The 19,944-nt window shown below is 71.3% G+C and carries 22 protein-coding genes; all 22 read left to right on the forward strand.

Features of this window, described 5'->3' with window-relative positions; genetic code table 11:
- Window positions 1–7 precede the first annotated feature (7 nt).
- The 22 genes from ACGF3J_RS36045 to ACGF3J_RS36150 all read left to right on the forward strand — a co-directional run bounded on the left by ACGF3J_RS36045 (window position 8) and on the right by ACGF3J_RS36150 (window position 19,846).
- Window positions 8–1,141 carry a C40 family peptidase gene (locus ACGF3J_RS36045; protein WP_393855733.1) on the forward strand — a complete coding sequence of 378 codons (1,134 nt, stop codon included), beginning with the start codon at window positions 8–10 and terminating at the stop codon, window positions 1,139–1,141.
- 128 nt (window positions 1,142–1,269) lie between these two features.
- Window positions 1,270–1,584, forward strand: a complete 315-nt coding sequence (locus ACGF3J_RS36050) for a DUF6112 family protein (RefSeq protein ID WP_052836973.1) — start codon at window positions 1,270–1,272, stop codon at window positions 1,582–1,584.
- Window positions 1,584–2,276 carry a hypothetical protein gene (locus ACGF3J_RS36055; RefSeq protein ID WP_031185631.1) on the forward strand — a complete coding sequence of 231 codons (693 nt, stop codon included), beginning with the start codon at window positions 1,584–1,586 and terminating at the stop codon, window positions 2,274–2,276. The genes ACGF3J_RS36050 and ACGF3J_RS36055 overlap by 1 nt, the downstream gene beginning before the upstream one ends.
- A gap of 36 nt (window positions 2,277–2,312) precedes the next feature.
- The gene (locus tag ACGF3J_RS36060) at window positions 2,313–3,692 is read left to right on the forward strand and encodes an ATP-binding protein (protein WP_393855734.1); all 1,380 of its coding nucleotides are present in this window, start codon (window positions 2,313–2,315) and stop codon (window positions 3,690–3,692) included.
- Window positions 3,693–3,773: 81 nt separating this feature from the next.
- Window positions 3,774–5,246 (forward strand): SCO6880 family protein, encoded by a 1,473-nt coding sequence (locus ACGF3J_RS36065; RefSeq protein WP_393855735.1) that lies wholly within the window; start codon window positions 3,774–3,776, stop codon window positions 5,244–5,246.
- Window positions 5,247–5,346: 100 nt separating this feature from the next.
- Entirely contained in the window at window positions 5,347–5,808 is a 462-nt protein-coding gene (locus ACGF3J_RS36070) for a DUF6238 family protein (protein ID WP_393855736.1), read from the forward strand.
- A gap of 28 nt (window positions 5,809–5,836) precedes the next feature.
- Window positions 5,837–7,351, forward strand: a complete 1,515-nt coding sequence (locus tag ACGF3J_RS36075; protein WP_393855737.1) for a VirB4 family type IV secretion system protein — start codon at window positions 5,837–5,839, stop codon at window positions 7,349–7,351.
- Between the two features lie 137 nt (window positions 7,352–7,488).
- The gene (locus ACGF3J_RS36080; RefSeq protein ID WP_393855738.1) at window positions 7,489–8,325 is read left to right on the forward strand and encodes a ParB N-terminal domain-containing protein; all 837 of its coding nucleotides are present in this window, start codon (window positions 7,489–7,491) and stop codon (window positions 8,323–8,325) included.
- On the forward strand, window positions 8,322–8,828 hold the full coding sequence (locus ACGF3J_RS36085) for a hypothetical protein (protein ID WP_393855739.1): 507 nt from the start codon (window positions 8,322–8,324) through the stop codon (window positions 8,826–8,828). Before ACGF3J_RS36080 ends, ACGF3J_RS36085 begins: the two co-directional genes overlap by 4 nt.
- Window positions 8,829–8,914: 86 nt before the next feature.
- A complete protein-coding gene (locus ACGF3J_RS36090) occupies window positions 8,915–9,340 on the forward strand; it encodes a hypothetical protein (protein WP_393855740.1) in 426 nt (141 codons plus the stop codon).
- A 409-nt stretch (window positions 9,341–9,749) separates the two neighbouring features.
- Window positions 9,750–9,929 (forward strand): hypothetical protein, encoded by a 180-nt coding sequence (locus tag ACGF3J_RS36095; protein WP_234319903.1) that lies wholly within the window; start codon window positions 9,750–9,752, stop codon window positions 9,927–9,929.
- A 91-nt stretch (window positions 9,930–10,020) separates the two neighbouring features.
- The gene (locus ACGF3J_RS36100; RefSeq protein WP_393855741.1) at window positions 10,021–10,245 is read left to right on the forward strand and encodes a hypothetical protein; all 225 of its coding nucleotides are present in this window, start codon (window positions 10,021–10,023) and stop codon (window positions 10,243–10,245) included.
- Window positions 10,235–11,164 carry a hypothetical protein gene (locus ACGF3J_RS36105; protein WP_393855742.1) on the forward strand — a complete coding sequence of 310 codons (930 nt, stop codon included), beginning with the start codon at window positions 10,235–10,237 and terminating at the stop codon, window positions 11,162–11,164. The genes ACGF3J_RS36100 and ACGF3J_RS36105 overlap by 11 nt, the downstream gene beginning before the upstream one ends.
- A gap of 292 nt (window positions 11,165–11,456) precedes the next feature.
- Window positions 11,457–12,251: a hypothetical protein gene (locus ACGF3J_RS36110; protein ID WP_393855743.1), complete on the forward strand. Its 795-nt coding sequence runs from the start codon at window positions 11,457–11,459 to the stop codon at window positions 12,249–12,251.
- Window positions 12,252–12,389: 138 nt separating this feature from the next.
- A complete protein-coding gene (locus tag ACGF3J_RS36115) occupies window positions 12,390–12,899 on the forward strand; it encodes a hypothetical protein (protein ID WP_362334606.1) in 510 nt (169 codons plus the stop codon).
- A gap of 43 nt (window positions 12,900–12,942) precedes the next feature.
- Window positions 12,943–13,686, forward strand: coding sequence for a glycosyltransferase family 2 protein (locus ACGF3J_RS36120; RefSeq protein ID WP_393855808.1), 744 nt, complete (start codon window positions 12,943–12,945; stop codon window positions 13,684–13,686).
- Complete coding sequence (locus ACGF3J_RS36125) at window positions 13,679–14,785, forward strand: hypothetical protein (RefSeq protein WP_393855744.1); 1,107 nt, start codon at window positions 13,679–13,681, stop codon at window positions 14,783–14,785. Before ACGF3J_RS36120 ends, ACGF3J_RS36125 begins: the two co-directional genes overlap by 8 nt.
- Before the next feature lie 35 nt (window positions 14,786–14,820).
- On the forward strand, window positions 14,821–15,279 hold the full coding sequence (locus ACGF3J_RS36130) for a hypothetical protein (RefSeq protein ID WP_393855745.1): 459 nt from the start codon (window positions 14,821–14,823) through the stop codon (window positions 15,277–15,279).
- Window positions 15,276–16,466 carry a hypothetical protein gene (locus ACGF3J_RS36135; RefSeq protein ID WP_393855746.1) on the forward strand — a complete coding sequence of 397 codons (1,191 nt, stop codon included), beginning with the start codon at window positions 15,276–15,278 and terminating at the stop codon, window positions 16,464–16,466. Before ACGF3J_RS36130 ends, ACGF3J_RS36135 begins: the two co-directional genes overlap by 4 nt.
- Before the next feature lie 37 nt (window positions 16,467–16,503).
- Window positions 16,504–16,725 carry a hypothetical protein gene (locus ACGF3J_RS36140; protein WP_362334602.1) on the forward strand — a complete coding sequence of 74 codons (222 nt, stop codon included), beginning with the start codon at window positions 16,504–16,506 and terminating at the stop codon, window positions 16,723–16,725.
- Window positions 16,726–16,910: 185 nt separating this feature from the next.
- Window positions 16,911–18,053: an AAA family ATPase gene (locus ACGF3J_RS36145; protein WP_393855809.1), complete on the forward strand. Its 1,143-nt coding sequence runs from the start codon at window positions 16,911–16,913 to the stop codon at window positions 18,051–18,053.
- The gene (locus tag ACGF3J_RS36150) at window positions 18,050–19,846 is read left to right on the forward strand and encodes a hypothetical protein (protein ID WP_393855747.1); all 1,797 of its coding nucleotides are present in this window, start codon (window positions 18,050–18,052) and stop codon (window positions 19,844–19,846) included. Before ACGF3J_RS36145 ends, ACGF3J_RS36150 begins: the two co-directional genes overlap by 4 nt.
- Window positions 19,847–19,944: the final 98 nt, after the last annotated feature.

Below are 19,944 nucleotides of genomic sequence, written 5' to 3' on the forward strand. Positions count from 1 at the left end.
GCTCAGGTTGAAGGGGCTCGCCGCCGGCATCGGCGTCGTCTTCCTCTCCCCGATCCTGCTCGCCGGCACCGGCATGATGCTCGCCTCCTCCGCCGACGCCGTGCAGAGCAACAGCTCCTTCAGCAGCTGCCTGAGCGACATCGACAGCGACAAGATCGCCGAACAGGTCACCAAGATCCTCGACGGCGCCTCCGGCAAAGACGTGCACGTCGAGGGCCTGGACCTGCCCGCCGAGCAGGTCCCCAACGCGGCGACGATCGTGGCCACCGGCCTCTCCCTCGACGTCCCCAAGAAGGGACAGATCATCGCGCTCGCCACGGCGATGCAGGAGAGCCGCCTGCGCAACCTGGGCTCCGGCGACCGCGACTCCCTCAGTCTCTTCCAGCAGCGCCCTTCCCAGGGCTGGGGCAGCGCCCAGCAGATCCGCGATCCGGTCTACGCCTCCGAGCAGTTCTACAAGCACTTGCTCAAGGTGGACGGCTGGCAGCAGATGACCGTGACCCAGGACGCCCAAACCGTGCAGAAATCCGGCCTGCCGGACGCGTACGCGCAATGGGAAAGCCTGGCCACCGCGCTGCAGAGCGCCATCGCCAAGACCTTCCCCGGCGCTGGCGATGCCGCGGACGACCAGGACACGAACCAGGGCGAGAAGCCGTCGACCGGCACGACCAGCTGCACGCCGGGCCAGGACGGTTCCGGCTTCGGCCGCATCCCCGAAGGGAGCGTCCCCAAGGGCTACTCCATCCCCAAGGACGCCGACCCGAGGGCCCGTAAGGCCATCGAATGGGCGATGCACCAGCTCGGCACGCTCTACCAGTGGGGCGGATCCTGCACCGACGCACACGGCCCCGACCCCATGGGCCGCTGCGACTGCTCCAGCCTGATGCAGCAGGCGTACGCCCATGCCGGCATCACGCTCACCCGCACCACGTACACGCAGGTGGGCGAAGGCAAGGCGGTCTCGCCCGCGGACCTCAAGCCCGGCGACCTGGTCTTCAGCCGCGGCACCGCCGCACAGCCCGAGCACGTCGGCATGTACATGGGCGAGGGCCTCGTCATCGAGGCACCGCGCACCACCAAGCCGGTGCGGATCACCCCGATCAAGGACTGGGACATCCTCGCCGCCCGCCGCGTCCTCTGACACCGCCCCGCTCGGCAGCAGCCAGGGCGGGCCCGGCGCCTCGGCCACATCCACTCGCTTCCCCCCTCCGGTTTCACCTTTCCGCCGGCCCTCGCCGGGCCCGCGTATGCAAGGAGCCCGCCACACCTATGTCCGTCCCTCTCGCAGACCGCGTCATCCAGCTCGCCTACGACCCAGGAATCTCACCCAAGGGAGGCGGGTTGCCCGGCCTCGCCGTGCTGAAGAACGTGGTCAACAGCATCAACATGTTCGGGATCATCGCCGTCGTCGGCGCCCTCGCCGTCTCGCTCGGCGTCTGGGCCTGGGGCCACCACACCGGTGGCCACCAGGCCGAGGCCAACGGAAAGAAGGGCGCCGTCGTAGCCGCGGGCGCAGCCCTCGGCCTCGGCGCCGCCAACGGCATCGTCGCCTTCTTCTCCGGCCTAGGCTCGCAGGTCCACTGATGCGAAACGGCTTCCCTTCCTTTTCCCTGTCCTCGTACGGCGCTAGCTGGTCGGCCAACCGGCGCATCGCGATCGTCGCTGCCGCCGTCGCCGGCCTGCTCGGTCTCGCCGTGATCGTCGCCCTGCTGACCGGCGGCGGCAACGGCCACCAGGCCCCGGACAGTGCCGCGCCCGCCCCAGCTGGCAGCCCGTCCTCCCCCGAGGCCGCCCCGAAGCCGTCCTCCGGATCCGGATCGGTGCCGGGGCCTCCGCAGGTCGCCGAACCGGTCGCCTACGCCAAGGCGGCAGCCCAGATGCTGTGGTCCTACGACACCCGCGACACCAGCCACGACCAGCAGCTCGCCGGCATGCGCGCCTGGATGACCACCGAGACCAAGTACGCCGACTGGGCCTCGGTCGCCAGCCAGGTCCCCGACCCGGTGCTGTGGTCACGGATGACCGACCAGGACCAGCACGCCACCGCCCACATCACCGAGGGCCACTACCCCGGCGCGTTCAAACAGGCCCTCGCCGACGACCCTTCCGCCATCACCGAGGCGTACATCTACGTCGTCACCGTCAACGGCAAGCAGCAGATCTCCTGGAAGAAGGGCGGCGGCGGAGCCGAGGACCGCGCTGTGACCCTCGCCGTGCAGTGCCGCCCGAACCACGACTGCACCCTGGCCGCCATCGCACCGAGCGTCACGCAGTGACCCGCGCCTGAGACACGAAAGGAGGAGTAACTCCTCGTGGGTTTCTGTGATTTCCCTCTGGCAGACAAGCTGTGCGCCGTCGGCGACGCAGTGGATTTCGCCTCGAACCCCGGCAAAGCCATCGGTGACTGGATGGCGAAGTCCGCCGGTGAACTGGCAGCCGCAGCAGCCGACCTGGCCGCCGAAGCCGTCAACACCACCACCAAGGTCGATCTGAACGCCGGGTGGTTCCGCGACAACTACGAAATGCTGCTGCCGCTGGGCCTGGTCCTGCTGGTCGCCACCTTCTGCGCGCAACTGGTCCGGGCCGCCATCAGACGCGACGGACAAGCCCTCGCCCAAGCATTCACCGGCACCATGTCCGGCGTCCTGTTCGCTTTCTGCGCCATCGCTTTGACCACGGTCGCCGTCGAAGTGGTCGACGCCGTCTCCGACGGCCTGTTCAAGACCGCCCACCTGAACATCGAGACGGCCGTGCGGCGCACCGTGAAGGTCGACGGTATCGGGGGCCTGAGCGGCCTGGGCTGGCTCGTCGCCGCCGTCGCCGGTCTCGGAGCTGCCGTCGGTGCCTTCCTGTACTGGTGCGTGATGATGGTCCGCAAGGTCGGCATCCTCGTCATGGTCACCCTGGCGATCTTCGCGTCCGCCGGTGGTGGCTGGGAGGTCGCCCGGCGCTGGCGCAAGGGCTGGATCGAGGCCACCGCCACCCTCGTCGTCTCCAAGCTCCTGATGACCGTGATCTTCATGCTTGGCATTGCCGCGATGGGCAAGACCGAGGCCAAGGACGGCATCGCCGCCCTCGCCGACGTCATGTCCGGCATCGTGATCATGGCCCTGGTGCTGCTGTGTCCGTACGGCGTCTTCAAGTTCGTGCACTGGGCGGCCGACGGCACCGACGGCGAGTCCATCCACCGTGCCGGCGGTGCCGGAGCACAGATCGCGAAGGCCCACGCCGAGAATGCGGCACGCAAGACCGCAGCAGCCGCGGCCACCGCCGGCACCGGTGGCGCCGCAGCCGGAGCAGGTGGCGCTGCCGCCATGGGTGATGCCGCGCCGCAGGGCCCCGACGGCGGATTCCCCGGTGACGTTGCCGCCAACCCGACCGGCGGCGGCGAAGGCAAGGACGGTTCGCAGGGCGGTGGTACGGGAGGCTCGCCCGGCGGCGATGCCGTCAAGGCCGGCCTGGAGAAGGCCGTCCAGCCCGCGCCGACCAGCGTGTCCGACGACACCAGCGGTCAGGTGGGAGGCACCCCAGGGTCTGGCGGATCCGGCGCGAATGCCGGGTCCGGCCAGGGCGGCGGGTGGCAGGCCACTCCGCCGACGACGACACCGCCTCCGCAGGGCGCACCCCCGTCCTCCGGCTCGCAGGATGCCGCGTCGAGCGGGTCGGCGCCGCCGCCCCCGACTGGCCTCTGACCCCTGCCCGACGCCCGGGGGCGGGACGTGCACGCCACCTCCCGCCCCCGGACTCCACCCGCGCCTCCAGGACCCGCCCCCATGACTGATCTTTCTGTCGCTCCGGTCACGGTGAAGTTCCCGCACCGCAGCCGCCGCGGCATCCTCCTCGGCCTTTCCCTGCCCCAGCTCGTCCTCGTCTCCTGCACGCTGGCCCTGCTGCTGATGACGGTGATCTCCACCGGGCTGCTCGGCGCCGTTGCCCTGGCACCGCTATGGGCGGCATCCGGTGCACTGGTCGCGGTCCGCCGGCACGGCCGATCCCTCATCGATTGGGCGCCGATCGTCACCCGGTACGCTCACCGCCGCCGTACCGGCCAGACGCTCTGGCTCGCCCGGCCCGTCACCCGGCCCCGGCAGGACGGCGTCCTCCACCTGCCCGGCACCGCCGCTTCCCTCAAGGTCGTCACCCCCGGCGATTCCGCCAACGGAGCCGCGGCCGTCCACGACCCGCACCAGCAGACCCTGACCGCCATCGCCCGCGTCAGCAGCCGTGCTTTCGCCCTCCTCGACCCGGCCACCCAGAACCACAACGTGAGCAGCTGGGGGCGAGCGCTGGCGGGTATCGCCCGTACCGGGCACGTCGCCACCGTGCAGGTGCTGGAGCGCACCGTGCCCGACAGCGGTGACACGCTCACCCGCCACTGGACCCAGAACGGGCAGCCCCAGGCCCCCGTCGCCGGACAGGTCTACTCCGAACTGGTCGCCTCAGCCGGCCCGGCCGCCGCACCGCACGAGACCTACCTCGCCATCTCCCTCGACCTCAAGGCCGCCCGGCGCCTGATCAACCAGGCCGGCGGAGGGCTGCCCGGGGCGTTCACCGTCATGCAGCAGACCACCGCTTCCATCGCCCAGGCCGCCCGCAACGCCGGCCTGATGATCACCGGCTGGCTGAGCGCGCGGGAGATCGCCGCCGTCATCCGCACCGCCTACGACCCCAAGGCGCTCGCCGCGCTCCAGCAGTGGTCCGAGTCCGGCCGTGCCGAGGCCGACCCTGCAGCCGCCGGTCCCGTCGTGCAGTTCGAGGAGTACGACCGCCTCGCCACCGACAGCGCCCGGCACGCGACCTATTGGGTGGAGAACTGGCCGCGCACCGAGATGGGGGCGGGGTTCCTGCACGGGATCATGTTCACGGCCGGCGTGCGCCGCAGTCTCTCCCTCATCTACGTGCCGCAGGGGCTCGAGTCGGCGCTGCGGGACGTCCAGCGCAAGAAGGCCGCGATCATCGCCGACGCCAACGAGCGCGCCCGCCGCGGGCAGGTCGACTCCGAAGAGGATTCCGTCGAGTACGCCGACGTCAAGACCCGCGAACGCCAGCTCATCGCCGGGCACGCGGACGTGGCCCTGACCGGCCTGGTCACCGTCACCGCCGAGACCGACGCCCTCCTGGACGCCGCCTGCGCACAGATCGAGACCCAGGCCGTCACCTCCGGAGTCGATCTCCGCAGACTCAACTACCAGCAGCCGGACGCCTTCGCCCTCTCCGCGCTCCCACTCGCCCGCACCGCCCTATGAACCAGCCGCGCCCGCATGCGCCCTGGCCCACTGGACTCCGGATCACCCGCGGCGGGACGCCCCTCACCACCCTGCCGACCGGCAGGAAGGACCACCACCCTTGACCTCTCCCCCGCGCCCCGACGACGCGCACCCCTACCTCCGCGCCGCGAGCGCCGGCATCCGCCACCACACACGAGCCCTGGCGCCGTCGGACGCAGACCCGCCCAAGCCCGTGGACCGTCCGCACCTCGACGTACTGCACGCCCACCTCACCGCTCTACTCCGCCTCCTGGACCGGCTCGCGGACCACACCCGGCCCCCGAATCCGGCCGCCGGACGTCACCTGGCCACCGCCCACACCAGGCTCTGGCAAGCCACCACCGAAGTCCACGCCGCCTTCCACCTGCTGCCCGGGACCCCCCAGGCTGACGCCGAGACCAGCGGCTGCCACCCAGAGCGGCTTCCCGAGGGCCCGCCCGTGCTGACGATCTGCCAACGCCACCTCGCCGCCGGACACGTCGTCCGCCGCAAAACCACCCCCACCGACCTCCGCCCGCCAACCACGGCCTGCGTGCGATGAACACCACCCGCAGAATCGAGGGCCACCGATGAGCCACCGGCCCGCCCGTCGCGCCCGCCGCGCGTCCGCCAGCCCGCTGTTCACTCCCCACGGCGCCGACCGCGCCAGCCGCAAGGCCGCCCGCCGCCAGCTCGCCGAGGCCGCCGCCAAGGCCCGCGCGGAAGCCAGCTCCCACCAGAGCGAAAGCACCCACACTGAGCAGGAGATGCCCGCCCCGCTCTACTCACCGAGCGGACGCCCCGGGCCCGCCTCCGCCCGCGGGAACCGGCTGAGACTTCCCGCCCACCGCATGACCACCGCCGTCGCGGCCGGCGCCTATCCCTTCCTCGCCGAAGGCGGACTCGGCGCCGAAGGCATCTACATCGGCCGCGACGTCCACGCCGAAGCATCCTTCGTCTTCGACCCGTTCGCCCTGTACGGTCGCGTCGAGGGCTTCACCAACCCAAACCTGCTGCTCGCCGGGGTGATCGGCCAGGGCAAGAGCGCACTGGCCAAGTCCTTCGCGCTGCGGTCGGTCGCCTTCGGATACCGCGTCTACGTCCCGTGCGACCCGAAAGGCGAGTGGACGCCAGTGGCCGAAGCCCTCGGCGGCCGGTCCGTCGCCCTCGGGCCCGGACTGCCCGGACGCCTGAACCCCCTGGACGCCGCCCCGCGCCCGGACAGCGTGGCCGAGGCCGACTGGGTCGGCGAGATCCGCAAGCGGCGCCTGCTCCTGCTCGGCTCCCTCGCCCGGACCGTCCTGGGCCGGGACCTGATGCCCATGGAGCACACCGCCCTGGACGTCGCCCTCGACGCCGTCGTCACCCGAGCCGCCGACGCCCACCACACCCCGCTCCTCGGCGACATCGCCGCCACCCTCAACAACCCTCACACGCTCGACGAGGCCGCCGGGATGATGTCGGGCCAACTCGGCGACGCAGCCCGCGACCTGGCCCACGCCATGCGGCGCCTGGTCCACGGCGACCTGGCCGGCATGTTCGACGCCCCCTCCACCGTCGCCTTCGATCCGAACGCGCCGATGCTCACCATCGACCTGTCCCGCCTCGGCGGCTCCGGGGACGACACCGCCCTCGTCCTCGCCATGACCTGCGCGTCCGCCTGGATGGAATCCGCCCTCTCCGACCCCGGCGGCGGCCGGCGCTGGATCGTCTACGACGAGGCATGGCGCCTGATGCGGCACGTCGGCCTTCTGCAGCGCATGCAGGCCCAGTGGAAACTCTCCCGCGGCCTGGGCATCGCGAACCTGATGGTGATCCACCGGCTGTCCGACCTGCTCACCGCCGGCGACGCCGGATCACAGGGCCGCGCCCTGGCCGAGGGCCTCCTGGCGGACTGCTCCACCCGGATCATCTACCGCCAGGAGACCGACCAGCTCCACGCCGCGGCCTCCCTGCTCGGCCTGACCTCCGTCGAGATGGACGCCATCGCCCACCTCAACCGAGGGCGCGGCCTGTGGAAGGTCGCCGGCCGATCCTTCATCGTGCAGCACCTCCTGCACAGTTACGAACTGGCGCTCTTCGACACCGACGCCCGCATGCACTGATAAGCCCGCGGGTTCGCCATTTCTGAAGCGTCCAGGGGGCGGAACACACGGACTGGCGGACAGCACCGATTCGCGAACCCTCACGTACTTAACCCACTACACGGAGACCCGTCATCGAATCCCATCCCACCAACGTCTTGATCCCGCCGCTGGACGAGGACGACCTTGCCGTCCTCATGCACGACATCCAGGAGAACGGACTTCTCCAGCCCATCGTTCTGGACCGCTCAGGACGGATCCTCGACGGCCGCGGCCGGCTGGCGGCCTGCGAGCGCCTGCACATCGAGCCGGCCTTCGTCACCTACGACGGTGCCGGCACCGACACCTACAGCCTGTCCGTCAACCTCAAGCGCCGCAGCTTCTCCAAGGGAATCTGCGCGATGATCACCGTCAAAGCCCGCGCGAACCTCGGCTACTCCTGTCCCGACTCGGGACAAGAGGCCCGTCCCGAGTCGGGACAGGATGCTTGTCCCGACTCGGGACACACCGTTCGAGACATCGAGGAGCAGCTCGGAGTCGCACGCGCCGTCATCGGACGGGCGAATGTGGTCTGGCAGTACGCCCCGGAACTCGTCGACTCTGTGATCAGCGGAGCCGTCGGGTTGGACCGCGCGTACGAAACCGCCCGGCAGAAGAAGGCGCAGACCGCCTCTGCGGAGGCCCAGCTGGCCAAGCTCCGCGCCGAGGACCCGGCCCTCGCCGCCCGCGTGCAGGAAGGGGAACTGACTCTGCAGGGCGCCTGGGCGGAGCGCAGGGCCCGGCAGGAGGAGGAGATACGGCAGCGGCGGGTCGCCACGCAGCTGCTGTGCGAGGTCCTGCCCTCGCTCGCCCAGGCCCGGGGCAGTCGCACGTTCGCCCTGTACGACCCCGAGTTCGCGCCGCCCGGCCGGACCGTGACCCAAGAGGTCATCGAGCATGCGACCACGGCACTGGCCGAGATTGCTTCGGTGTGGAAGGAGCGCAACCTTCCGTGAACTTCACCTCCGACCCTGTTCTCCGGAAGATCGCGCTGGAAGCCGCCCGGCAGGTCACCACCGACACCGGCCGCATTCACCAAGACGAGCTTCTCGACGCGCTCTGCGAGCGGCTTGCTCCGCGCAAGGAACTGCTCGGCCTGGTCATCAAGAAGGCCGGCCAGGCCATGATGCGAGACCTCGGAGAACGCCACAGCCCGCGCCGAAACCGCACGCCCAACGGGATGTATCACCCCAAGAGCATCATGAAGCTCGGCAACGGCATCTGGGTGTGGATGAAAGACAGCACCCCCACCGACATGACCGAATGGGGCCGCATCTCCTCACGCAACTTCGTCCAAACCGCCACGGCCGAAGCACACAAACAGGAATACGTCAGCAGCCGAATCGACGCCTACCGGGAAAACCCCCACTGCAAGCGGCTCGCCCCGCTCGAAGAGACCGTCTTCGGCTACCGGCAGCGCGCCTTCGACGACCTCGGCTTCGACTCCGACACGACGTGACCGGCTCCGGCCTTCCAGTCGCGTGGCCCACCCGACCCTGCCGTCTCCTTAGCAATTGCCTTCAACTGTTCGGACCACTCACCCTGATGGATACCTCCGCCACCCAGCCTTCCGCTGCACCCGGCTCCCAGATGGTGCAGCAAGCCCTCGGTAAGTCGCCGTCAGAACTCCGGTTCCTCCACGAGGGCACCGAGCTGGCGCTGGCATTCCTCGTGACCAGAGCCGCACGTCACCTGGACGACGTGCACCGGCAATTCACCGATGCCGCCCAGCAGGCAGCCACCACCCTGACACGCGCCGTCGCCGGCACCACATCGATCAACTCCCTGGGTGTCCTGCAGCACTCCGCCACGCAGATCGACATCCTCGCCGCACGTCGGGCTGACGCAGTCGACCGCCTCGGGGAAGCCATCACCACCTACCGCCAGGTAACGGCGGACAAGCCCACCGCCACTCCCCCTCCACGCGCCACGCCCGCACCATCCACAGCTGCTCGCCGCACTCGCCGATAACCAAGACGCTCACAGCCCGCCACTGCAAGCCCCGAAGGACTTCCGCATCACCTCGCGCGACCCCGACTTCGACCTGTACGACAACGTCGGCCGCGACGCCGACCAAATTCACGCCGCCCGTTACAACCTCGCCACCCGTGGCGACCTGAAGCGGTGGGCACGACGCGACGCACAGCCCTTCCGCGCCGCCCACCCCCTGCCCGACCAGCCCTGGCCGGCGCCCGACCTCACCCTCTACCTGGATGCCCTCGCCGCAGCCCAGAGCCCGGCGGAGATCGACGCGGTCACCGATCACGTCCTGGACGCCGCCGAACCCGCACTGCGTGCCCTGAGCGACTACCTCGTCGCCGCTGCCCGGTGGAAGCAGGAGAGCCGCGGCGCGGCCAAGGGATCGCCCTCGAACCTGCTGATGACAGCGGCCAGCCGGGCGCTGTCGGTCCTGGCCCTCGCCGACGAGGCCGGCATGAACAGGCTGCGTGCCACCTACGACCCGTCCCCCACCCCCGCGCCGCCGACCAACCCCCAGCAGGGGACTACCGCGAGCCTGCCGCCCTCGCCACCGTCTCCCGGCACCGGGCCCCGGCGGTAGCTCCCAGCTCCAACCGCCTCCCAAGGCCCGGCCCCGCTGCGAACGCCCCCGTCCACCCACACCCGGAGTCCCTTTGCCACACCCCCTGCACGTGAACGCCACCGAATGGGCCGAAGCCCAACGCAGCCAAGCCGAACTCGACGCCCTCACCGCTCAGCTCGCCGACCGCGAAGCCAAGAAGGAACACGACCTGAGCGCCGCCTGCGACGACTGCGCAGTCGACCGCGATCAGGTGCCAGGGCCGGAGACCGACCTCGCTCGCAAACCGACTCCACGGCACCAGCCGGCATCCCGGAGGAGGAGCCGTGGCCGCTGACGAGCCGAACCCCTCAGACGCCCGCACTCCCCCGCTCGCGCCGCTCCCCGACCATCAAAACGTGAAGACGCGATGGTGGCAGGAACTGTGGCGTCGCCACACGCACATCACCACCCCGCTACGGACACGCGGACTCCCGTGCGACATCGAATTCGGCCTCAGCGCCTACATCGTGCGCGTCTCACTCCCCGACGACAGCTACCTGATCATCAGCCCGCCGCAGGATCCGCCCTCCGACCGCCGCCCCGGAGACCCCGAGGGCTGGATCGCGACCCGCGAGGACCCGGACGACGAGACGCTGTTCGAGGTCATCTACGACTCACTTCCCCCCGACAACCCCAGTGCTCCCCATCGGCCTGAAGCCCGTCACGGCGGCAGCACCCAACCCCTGATCGAGGCGATCGACCACCGCCTCGCCCAGCTCGGGCTGCTACCACACCCCTCTCTTCCCCACGAGGGTCCACAAGTGTCCCCAGCCCCGCCCGAGGCCCGGGATGCCCCCGCCACACCACAGCGCGGACCCCGCTACGTCTACGGCGACGCGCTGCGCGATCTGACCGACCGCCTCAACGCAGCCGAGTCGCATGCGGCTGCCGCTGCCCTGCTGCACCAGATCCTGGAACCCACCGAGGGCCTGCTGGCGCAGCTCGGCGAGTTCTTCGAAGCAGCCGGGGAGAAGGCCAAGGAGGCCGAGGAGGACGACGGCTTCGACCTCTCCTACGACCTCGCCGACGCCGCTGCCGAGGTCCGCAACCTCTCCGAGGTCCTGCACGTGGCCGAGGACCGCATGCGGGCCCTCACTCCGCTAGCACCGGCACCACGACTGCCCTCCGTCCCGGCCAACGCGTCGCCCCTCCCGCCACGGGTCCTCCCGCCGGCATCGCCGAAAGCCGCCCCACCGGCCAGACGCACGCCCTGATTCCTTCCCCCTGCGACCCCTTGGAGACTCCATCCGCACCGCCCGCCGTACCCTGCCGCTGATCACCGGCGCCGCCTGCCTCACCCTGGCCCTCACCGGATGCTCCGGCGAAGACGGCCCCGCCCAGGCCCGGCAGACGCCCACCGCCAGCACCGCCCCCAAGCCCGCGCCCGCTCTCACCGCCGCCCAGGCCCGCGACGTCATCACCCGCTATTCCAAGGTCAACAACGAGGCCAACGCCGACCGGGACCGGCGTCTGCTCGACACGGTCGAGGACGGACCGCTGTACGCGATGTCCGTCTCGGACTACACCGAGACCGAAGGGCTTCCCGCCAAGGACCGCGAGCCGTACGAGGCGTGGTCCTACGACCTCGCCAGCGCCAAGCTGTACATCCCCCGCCTGGCTGCCGGGCAGGACCGCTGGTTCGCTGCCGCCCTCTCCAGCGAGATGGGCGAGCCCCCCTCCCGCCTGGCCGTGTTCACCGAACAGCCCCAGCACAAGCGCTGGGAAATGGTCTCCGTCGTCGACCTGGACAGCCAGAAGCTGCCCGAGGTCGCCCTCGACCGCGAGGGATACGCGACGGCCGTCGCCGCCATCGGCAACAAGCATCTGGCCGCCGACGCCGACGTTCTGCGTACGGCCGTGCTGGACAACTTCACCACCGGAGGCACGAACACCGGAAGCAAGGTGTTCGCGCCGACCGAGGCCAGCAAGCGGCAGGTCAAGGTCCACAGCGATGCCGCAATCCGTTTCGGCGACAAGGGAAGCAGCGTCTTCGACGCAGCCGACAACCGCTTCACGGACGCCTACGCCCTCAAGACGGCAGGCGGCGGCGCGCTGGTTCTCTTCTCCCACACGCACACCCAGACCGACGCCGTCGCGCACTCCGGCCTGCAGATCAACCCCGGCAAGGGTGACCGGGCCTGGCTCCACGACGTGCCCCGCACCTCCATCCGGTACACGTTCGTGTGCAACGACGCCGCCACCGTCCCCGCGAAGGCCGAGCCCTCCCGCCTGATCGGCTACACCTGCGCCCGCACCGACGCCTCCGGCCCCCCGGTCGCCTCCTGGTCACACCGCGCGTAGCCGCACCCGCCCGTCACATCGACGGCCGCCGCACGTCCCCCCTTGCTCGTTCCGGAGAACTCCCTGTCCACACACTCCTTCATCGCCCGCCCCACCCTCGGCACGGGGTACAGCGGCATCCACGTCCAGCTCGACGGCGTGCCCAGCCACCACCTCCCGCTCCTCCTGGCCGCCTACCAGTACAAGTTCGGGCGCGACGTCGAGGCCATGTCCCAGCACCTCATCGACGACATCGCCGTCGGCTGGGACGAACTCGGCACCGATCTCCTCGACGACGCCCCACCCGCGCTCGTGGCCGCGCTGACCGGCGGCGAACACTGGCCCAGCCGGACCCTCGATCACCTGATCACTCCGGACGGCTCGCCCCCGGTCCGTATGACGGTCACCGACAAGACCGCCGTCGAACTGGGCATGCCGTGGGGCTACATCTTGCATCCGCAGGGCATCGAAGTGATCAGCATGGCTCACACCGGCACGGGCCCCCTGGTCGCCTGGGACACCGACCCCAGTACCCCCTTCGGCGACCACCCGGCCGACTGGCCCGCCATCACCACACGCCGGACGCCCACCACCTCGCCCGCCGCACGCACGCCGCGGCCCGCTGCCGGAGCAGCGTCAGCCGGGCCGCGCACGGCTGCCCGCCGCTGACCCTCACCGCCCTTCATTGCCGGAGACTTCCCTGCCCTCTCCCCTGATTACGGTCGTCATCGCCACCCGCCTGCGCGACGACCGCCTCGACTACCTGACCGCCATGCACGCCAGTCTCACCCGGCAGTCCGTGCCGTGGGAGGCCGTGATCGCGCTCGACGGCACCACACCCGAACGCCTACCGGCCCCGCTCTCGCAGGACTCCCGCATCCGCACAGTGAACCTGCCCCGGCCGGTCGGCGCCGCCTGTGCCAGGAACCTGGCCCTCACCCACGTGCGCACCCCCTACGTGAACTGGGCCGATGACGACGATGAGTTCACCGATGACGCCATGTCCGTGCGGCTGAACACCCTGGAATCCGCCGGGGTGGGCTGGTGTGCAGGGTGGAGCGAGGACCAGCGCCCCGATGGCTCGACCCGCCTGTGGCGCTGCCCTACTCCGCCCGGCCGGCACGAGGCCGGCGACGTGTGGACGTATTGGAAGTCGCCGACGGACACGATCCCCATCGGGCCGACCACGATCCTCGCCCGCACCGACCTCGTGCGCGCCGCGCCGATGGGCGGTCTTGTCCAGGGCGAGGACTACTGCGCGGCCCTCGGCGTCACCGCGCTCGCACCCGGGATCCTGCTGCCGGTCCCCGTGTACCGGTACCGCAAGCACCCTGGGCAGATGACAGCCCAGGCCGGATACGACCAGTTGGAGGCGGCGGCCCGGGAGCACGCCTGGGCCTACGGCCGCAGCCTGCGTGCCGCCCTGCGCGGTGGCGAGGATCTAGACCGTGGCTGAGGCCCAGATCGTCCTGTCGTACAGCCGGGAGTCCGGGATCGTCGCCATCGCCTCGGGCGAGCAGTACCCGTGGGCGCACACCGCCCTCGCGGAGAGCGGCTTCCAGCGGGACGACGACGGGGTCTGGCACCTGCCCGCGGGCGGCACCCGGATTACCGTGGTCGATCTGGTCGCGTGCGCGAAGCGGCACCGCGCCAGCGTGCACACGAGCAGCCGCCGGTTCATCGGCGACGCCGCCCGTGACCTGGCGCGCCTGCTGCCCGGCCAGTGGCACGCCTCGGTCGAGGTCTATGCGCACCCTGCCTGGCAGGAGGACCTGGTCCCGTGGATCTGGGACAGCGGCGAACTCGGCCGCGCCGTCCAGAGCGAGCGGATCCCTTACGCCGCGGTCCTCACCGACGCGGTGCAGGGCACCACGCTGTTGTTCATCGAGCGGCCCGGCCGTCAACTCGACTACCTGGTGGGAGCCTTCTCGCCGGAGGGGCTCGAAAGAGGCTACGGCGATCCCCACGCTCCGCGCAGCATCGTCCTGTCGCCGTTTCCCGGGCGGGCTGCCCAGGCCCTCACCGACCGGTACCTTCCCGCCTACGAGCAGGCCGTCCATGTCCGCCAGACGGCGGCCATCGCCGCCGTGCTCGGGGACGTCCGCTTCGAGCACGACACCTGGCAGGCCGTGAACGCCTCCGGCCGCTACAGCGACGCCACCCCGCTGAGCGCTGCCGCCCTCGGCGCTGCGACGGAGCTGTTCCTCGACCACGCCTGGCGCCGTTTCCTGACCGTCGTCGACCACGCCCCGACGCTGCTCGACCGGTGCCGGCCCGCGGACAGCCCGTGGCCCGACGACGCCGCAGCCCTCTCCCGTCTGGCCGACGCCGTGATCGACGTCGAAACCCTGCTCGACGAGATCGTCCACGGTGGTGCTGTACCGGATCAGGAGCGCCGAGCACGCGCGTGGCCAGCGATCGTGACCTGGCTCACCGACGGCGAAGCGTTCTTGCGCCAGGCCCGCCTGAGCGCACCCCACCGCCGCCCGGCCCTCCCCGTCACAGCTCCGGCCCGCCCCCTCGCCGCAGCCCGGTCGGCGTACCGCAGCCACTGACCGTTCCCCCGACAAGTCTGGAGACTCCCGCCCCCTTGCAGCCCGGCACCCACTTCTCCTTCGGAGACCACAAGGAACACGGCTTCGTCGCCTCCTTCGCCTCCTCCATTCCCCAGCACCTCGCCCACTGGTTCCTGGAGCGCGAGCAATTCGAGCCCGTCCCCGATGAACCGGGCCTGTACCGCCTCAGCGAGCCCGAGCGCGATGGTCCCCGACGCACCCGCCAGGCCGTCCACGACCTGCGCCGTCGGGGCTACATCGTGCAGGCCGACATCCGCCTCGATCCGGCCCTCTCCACCGGCCCTCGGCGCCCCGTCCGGCCACACGGACTCCAGGAGCGCCGCAGCCGGCTCGCCCAGGCCGCCTCCGGCCGAACGACGCAGCGCTCCACGCCGCCCACCACCTCCCCGCCGTCGGCCCGTCCGATACCGCCGAAGCCCACCTACGCTCCCACCGTCCACCTCACAGTCGCGGCCGGCGGGCGGTCCCGATGACCCACGCGAACCATCCGGCCCCTGACAGCCCCTTGCCGACAGCGTCCGCACTGGCCGGCAAGGCACGCGACTTCCGGCTGCGGATGGCAGTCATCGACTGCGAGACCGATGCCGCCCTCGACAGGACACGCGACCGCCACGGCCGCACCGTCCACGCAGACGCCGCCGCAGCCGCACGAGTTCACCGTGACCAGGCGGCGCTGGAGGCGTACGCCACCCACCTCGCCCCGCACGCCGAGGCTCTCCTCGATGCCGCCCGGCTCGCGCTCGACGAATTGCCGCCCGCCCGGCACCTGACCGGGTGGCGGGCCGTACTGGACGGCCTGGCATCCTCCGCCGCTGAGATCCGCCGGGCCCTCGACCAGCCCGCCGCGCCCGGCTCCCCGGCCGAACGCGCTCAGCACGCGGCCCTGTGGCCGCACCTCACGGCTTGGGCGGACCACAGCCCGATCGCCAGCAACCTCGCCGACCAGCGCGACGGCCAGCACTACAAGGCTCCGCTGAGTGACGAGGAACAGCAGCAGTGGACCGACAGGGCCCGGGCCGCGCAGACGCGCGGCGCGCTGGAGCTGACCGAGTCGTGGTATGCCGCCGACGGACAGCCGATCACCCTCGCTTACCTGGTCGAGGACGACGACTCCACCGTGGTCGCGCTGCGCGGCGACCCGGGCGTCCCGGGCTGGCAGGTGATCGGGCACTTTGCCCACGAGTACGAGGCGGGCAAGGCCCTGCCCGCTCCGGTCCCGCCCGGCGTGCTGCGCTCGGACATCTCCCGGTTCAACCGCCCGGCACCGGCCCCGGAGCTGTCCCTGCAGGACCTGATCCGCGACGTCGTCGAAGGCCACAGTGCCGGTGACGCCTCGAACGCTCTCCTGGGCGCCGTCCAGCGCGGCTACGCCGCTGGCCCGATGGTCCGCCTGCAGGAACTACTGGAGACGAGCAGCCAGTTCGCCAGCGCCCTGGAGACCGTGCAGGGCCGTCAGATCGCCGCCCGCCTCTCAGCGCTGGGCCGGCAGATCGAGTTCCTCACTCGCGAAGTCGAAGAGGCAGCCGAGGACCTCGGTGCGACCGTCGCTGTCCTGCCCCCGCACCGCACCCCCGTGCTGCGTGCCCGCCCGCGCCCGGCCGTGGACACCACACCGCCCGCGCCGCCGCCCCGCGCCAGCATGACCGCCCGCCGCCGATAGGAGATCCGTTTTGCCCGAGGCACCAGCAGAGCCGTTCATGCCGATCCGGCACAGCATCACCGGCGAGATCACCACCACCGGCTACAACGCCGCCGCCCGGCGGATCCTGCTCCAGGACGGCTTCGAAGAGACGCCAGGCTGCGCCTGCCGAGCGACGGAACCCGGTACGGAGCGGACGCACGGGTCTGCTCGGCAGCCAGCGAGCTGCCCGTGGCCGGCCATCCCGTGCACCTGGACCGAGCCCTCGGTCGGCCGGTGAGCGCCGACGGTACGCCCCCCTTGGCCCGGTCGCTGATGCAGGCACAGTCCGTGATCCCCTCCGAGACCAGCCAGCCTCTCCAGCGCATCGCCCACCCCGTCCCCACCTGTTGAAGGGTTCTTGCTTTGACCACACCCGGGCCTACCAGACCAGCGCGTACCAAGGGCGGCGAACTACGGGCCAAGGTGGCCCAACTGCTGGCCGACCGGCCGGCGGACAAGCTCACCATCGGGGACATGGCCAGGCAACTGGGCCACTCCCACGGCGCCGTCCGCAACGCCGCCCTCACCCTGGTGCGACGCGGCGAGGCCGACCAAAGCGGGACCGGACAACCGCAGTTCCGGGCGAACGCGAAAACCGCCGCAGCCGCGCAGAGGGCTGTGATCAGCCCACCGGGCACCCACGCTCCCCGCGCCCAGGCGGCCACGCCCGGTACGACCTACACCGCAGCAGCCGCGCCCAGGCAGACCGGCCCGATCCGCCGCGCGGGGGGCCAGCTCTACCACCCCCGGGAGCTGGCTGATCTGCCCGACGTCGAGGCGTTGAATCGCTTGCGCGACGCCGACGTGCCGGTGCTGCTCTACGGCCCTCCGGGCACCGGCAAGACGAGTCTGGTCGAGGCGGCGTTCCCGGACCTGCTCACCGTCGCCGGTGACGGCGACACCACGGTCGGCGACTTGATCGGCGAGTACACACAGGACGACGCGGGAGCCTACGTCTTCCAGTACGGTCCGCTGGTCACCGCGATGACCGAGGGCCGCGCCCTGCTGATCGACGATGCCACCTTGATCTCACCGAAGGTCCTGGCGGCGCTGTATCCCGCGATGGACGGGCGCAGGCAGATCCAGGTCAAGGCCCACAAGGGCGAGACCATCAAGGCCGAGCCGGGCTTCTACGTGGTGGCGGGCCACAATCCCGGTGTCCACGGCGCGGTGTTGACGGAGGCCCTCGCGAGCCGGTTCAGCGTGCAGATCCAGATCGGCACGGACTATGACCTCGCCCTGGCCTTGAGGATCGATGCCCGGGTGGTCCGGGTGGCCCGACACCTCGCCCACCAGGTCGAACTCGGCGAGCTGGGCTGGGCCCCGCAGCTTCGGGAACTGCTGAGCTACCAGAAGACCGAGGCCGTCCTCGGCACCAAAGCTGCGCTCGCGAACCTCGTCGGCATCGCCCCTGAGGAGGATCGCGACGCCGTTGCCGCCGCCATCATCAAGACGGTCGGCGTCAAGAAGATCGCGCCTCTCACCCTCGGCAAGCAGCTCCCCGCCTCAGCCGCCCGGCAGCCCCCGGGCAGCACCGTTTCCGCACACCGGGGGCGCCCGCGATGAGCGCCCACCACCACGTCCAGTCCCCCGCCACCACGCCGGACGACGACGTCGACCTCGCGCGATGGGACGACGACGGCGCGCCGCCCGCGCAACCCCGTTCCTCCCCGGCCGCGTGGCTGCGCGTGGGAGCCGAACTCGGCGACCGGCTGGTCGCCCTCTCCGGCCGCCAGGACCTCCTCGTCACCTGCCGCCCCGGCACGCGCAGCGGCGCACCGGCCGCGTACTTCCCCACGCTGGGCGAGGTCGAGATCGACGCCTGCCTGTTCGCCCCGCTGAAGCCCCACGAGATCCATCCGCGGATCGTGGGCGACGAGGAGCGGTATCCCGCCGCCTGGGGCGTGTTCGTCCACGAGGCCGCGCACGCGGCCCACTCCGTCTGGACACAGCCTGCCGGAGCGGACCCCCGTGTCGTCGAGGCCGCGCTCCTGCTGGAGGAGAGCCGCGTCGAAGGCGCCCACCTGATCACGCGGCCCACGGACCGCACGTACCTGCGCACCAGTGCCCGAACCCTGGTCATGCCCGACATCGCCCACCCCACCCTCCAGGGCATCGAGCAGGCCGCCGCCGCGGCGGCCCTGATCCTCGGCCGCCGTGACGTCGGCATCCTGGACGCCGGCGAGACCCGGGCCGTCGCCGATCTGTGCGAAAAGGTCCTGGGCGCCAACCTGCTGAGCACCCTCACCCGCATCTGGACCGCAGCCCACCAGTGCGCCGACCACGACGCCACGACCATGCTCGCGCGCGGTCAAGAATGGTGCGACGCTCTGGACGCCGCGGCCCCCCGCCTGTCCGTGCCGGAGAACCTCACCGATCTGCTGTCCGGCGCGGTGGCGGCCGTCATGGACAGCACGGCGGCCACCGACGCCGCCGACCTCGCGGCACAGGACGCAGCCTCCAACGCCATGGCGTCACGGTCCAAGGCGCAGGCCCAGGACCGCGCCCAGCGGACCCGCCAGCGACGCAAAGCCGCCGCCACCGCCAAGTCGGTCTTCAACGCCCGTGGCACCGTCAGCGCCGACGGCACACCGGCGCCCCGTAGCAACCCGGTCACCGGCACCCGCAGGCCCACGGCCGCCGAGCAGAGCGCCGCCGCGCGCCTGAGCCGCGCCTTGCGTGCCGCCGCCTACCGCGAGCGGACCGAGGAGCGGACCACCAGCCCCACCCCGCCCGGCCGCCTCAACATGCGCGCGGCCCTCGCCCGCGACGCTCAGCGCGCGGCCGGGTCGGTCCCCACCGCAGAACCGTTCACCCACACCCGCCGCCGCAACTCCCCCACCCCACCACTGCGTGTGGGGATCGCCGTCGACGTCTCCGGCTCCATGCGCGCCGCCTGCAAGCCCGTCGCGTCCGCTGCCTGGATCGTGGCACGCGCAGCAGCCCTGAGCGACCCCGACTCCCGTACCGCCACCATCGCCTACGACAGGCACCTGACCGCCCTGACCCGGCCCACCCACCGAGCACCGGAGCGCGTGACGACGTTCGATGCCACCGGCGGCCACCACAACCTCGCCGACGCCATCGACGCACTCGACCACGGCCTCGAACTCAGCCGCCCCGGCGCCGGCCGCCTCCTCGTGATCGTCACCGACGCCCGCTACGGCAGGGACGAAACCGCTCAAGCCGTCACCCGCGTCAAGCAGCTCACGACCGCCGGCTGCGCCGTACTCCAGCTCACCCTCACCGATAAGTCCCGCCACTTGCCGGGGACCACCTTGCTGCACCTGCCCCAGCCCTCCAGCGCTCCCGTCGCCATCGCCAAGGCGGCCACAGACGCCATCCGCAGGACACGCTGAGACGACGCAGGAGGCGGAAGCGTCCCCGAGACCACCGCCAAGCACTCCAGACCACCTCCGCAGGCCAGCCCATGTCGCGCGCCGCTGGACCCCCACCA

The organism is Streptomyces sp. NPDC048171 (assembly GCF_043202655.1).
Taxonomy (GTDB): Bacteria; Actinomycetota; Actinomycetes; order Streptomycetales; family Streptomycetaceae; genus Streptomyces.

Coding starts and splice junctions, on each gene's coding strand:
- ACGF3J_RS36050 (WP_052836973.1), top strand. CDS start 1,270: ATGTCCGTCCCTCTCGCAGACCGCGTCATCCAGCTCGCCTACGACCCA.
- ACGF3J_RS36140 (WP_362334602.1), top strand. CDS start 16,504: ATGCCGATCCGGCACAGCATCACCGGCGAGATCACCACCACCGGCTAC.
- ACGF3J_RS36095 (WP_234319903.1), top strand. CDS start 9,750: ATGACAGCGGCCAGCCGGGCGCTGTCGGTCCTGGCCCTCGCCGACGAG.
- ACGF3J_RS36090 (WP_393855740.1), top strand. CDS start 8,915: ATGGATACCTCCGCCACCCAGCCTTCCGCTGCACCCGGCTCCCAGATG.
- ACGF3J_RS36075 (WP_393855737.1), top strand. CDS start 5,837: ATGAGCCACCGGCCCGCCCGTCGCGCCCGCCGCGCGTCCGCCAGCCCG.
- ACGF3J_RS36065 (WP_393855735.1), top strand. CDS start 3,774: ATGACTGATCTTTCTGTCGCTCCGGTCACGGTGAAGTTCCCGCACCGC.
- ACGF3J_RS36110 (WP_393855743.1), top strand. CDS start 11,457: ATGTCCGTCTCGGACTACACCGAGACCGAAGGGCTTCCCGCCAAGGAC.
- ACGF3J_RS36055 (WP_031185631.1), top strand. CDS start 1,584: ATGCGAAACGGCTTCCCTTCCTTTTCCCTGTCCTCGTACGGCGCTAGC.
- ACGF3J_RS36135 (WP_393855746.1), top strand. CDS start 15,276: ATGACCCACGCGAACCATCCGGCCCCTGACAGCCCCTTGCCGACAGCG.
- ACGF3J_RS36150 (WP_393855747.1), top strand. CDS start 18,050: ATGAGCGCCCACCACCACGTCCAGTCCCCCGCCACCACGCCGGACGAC.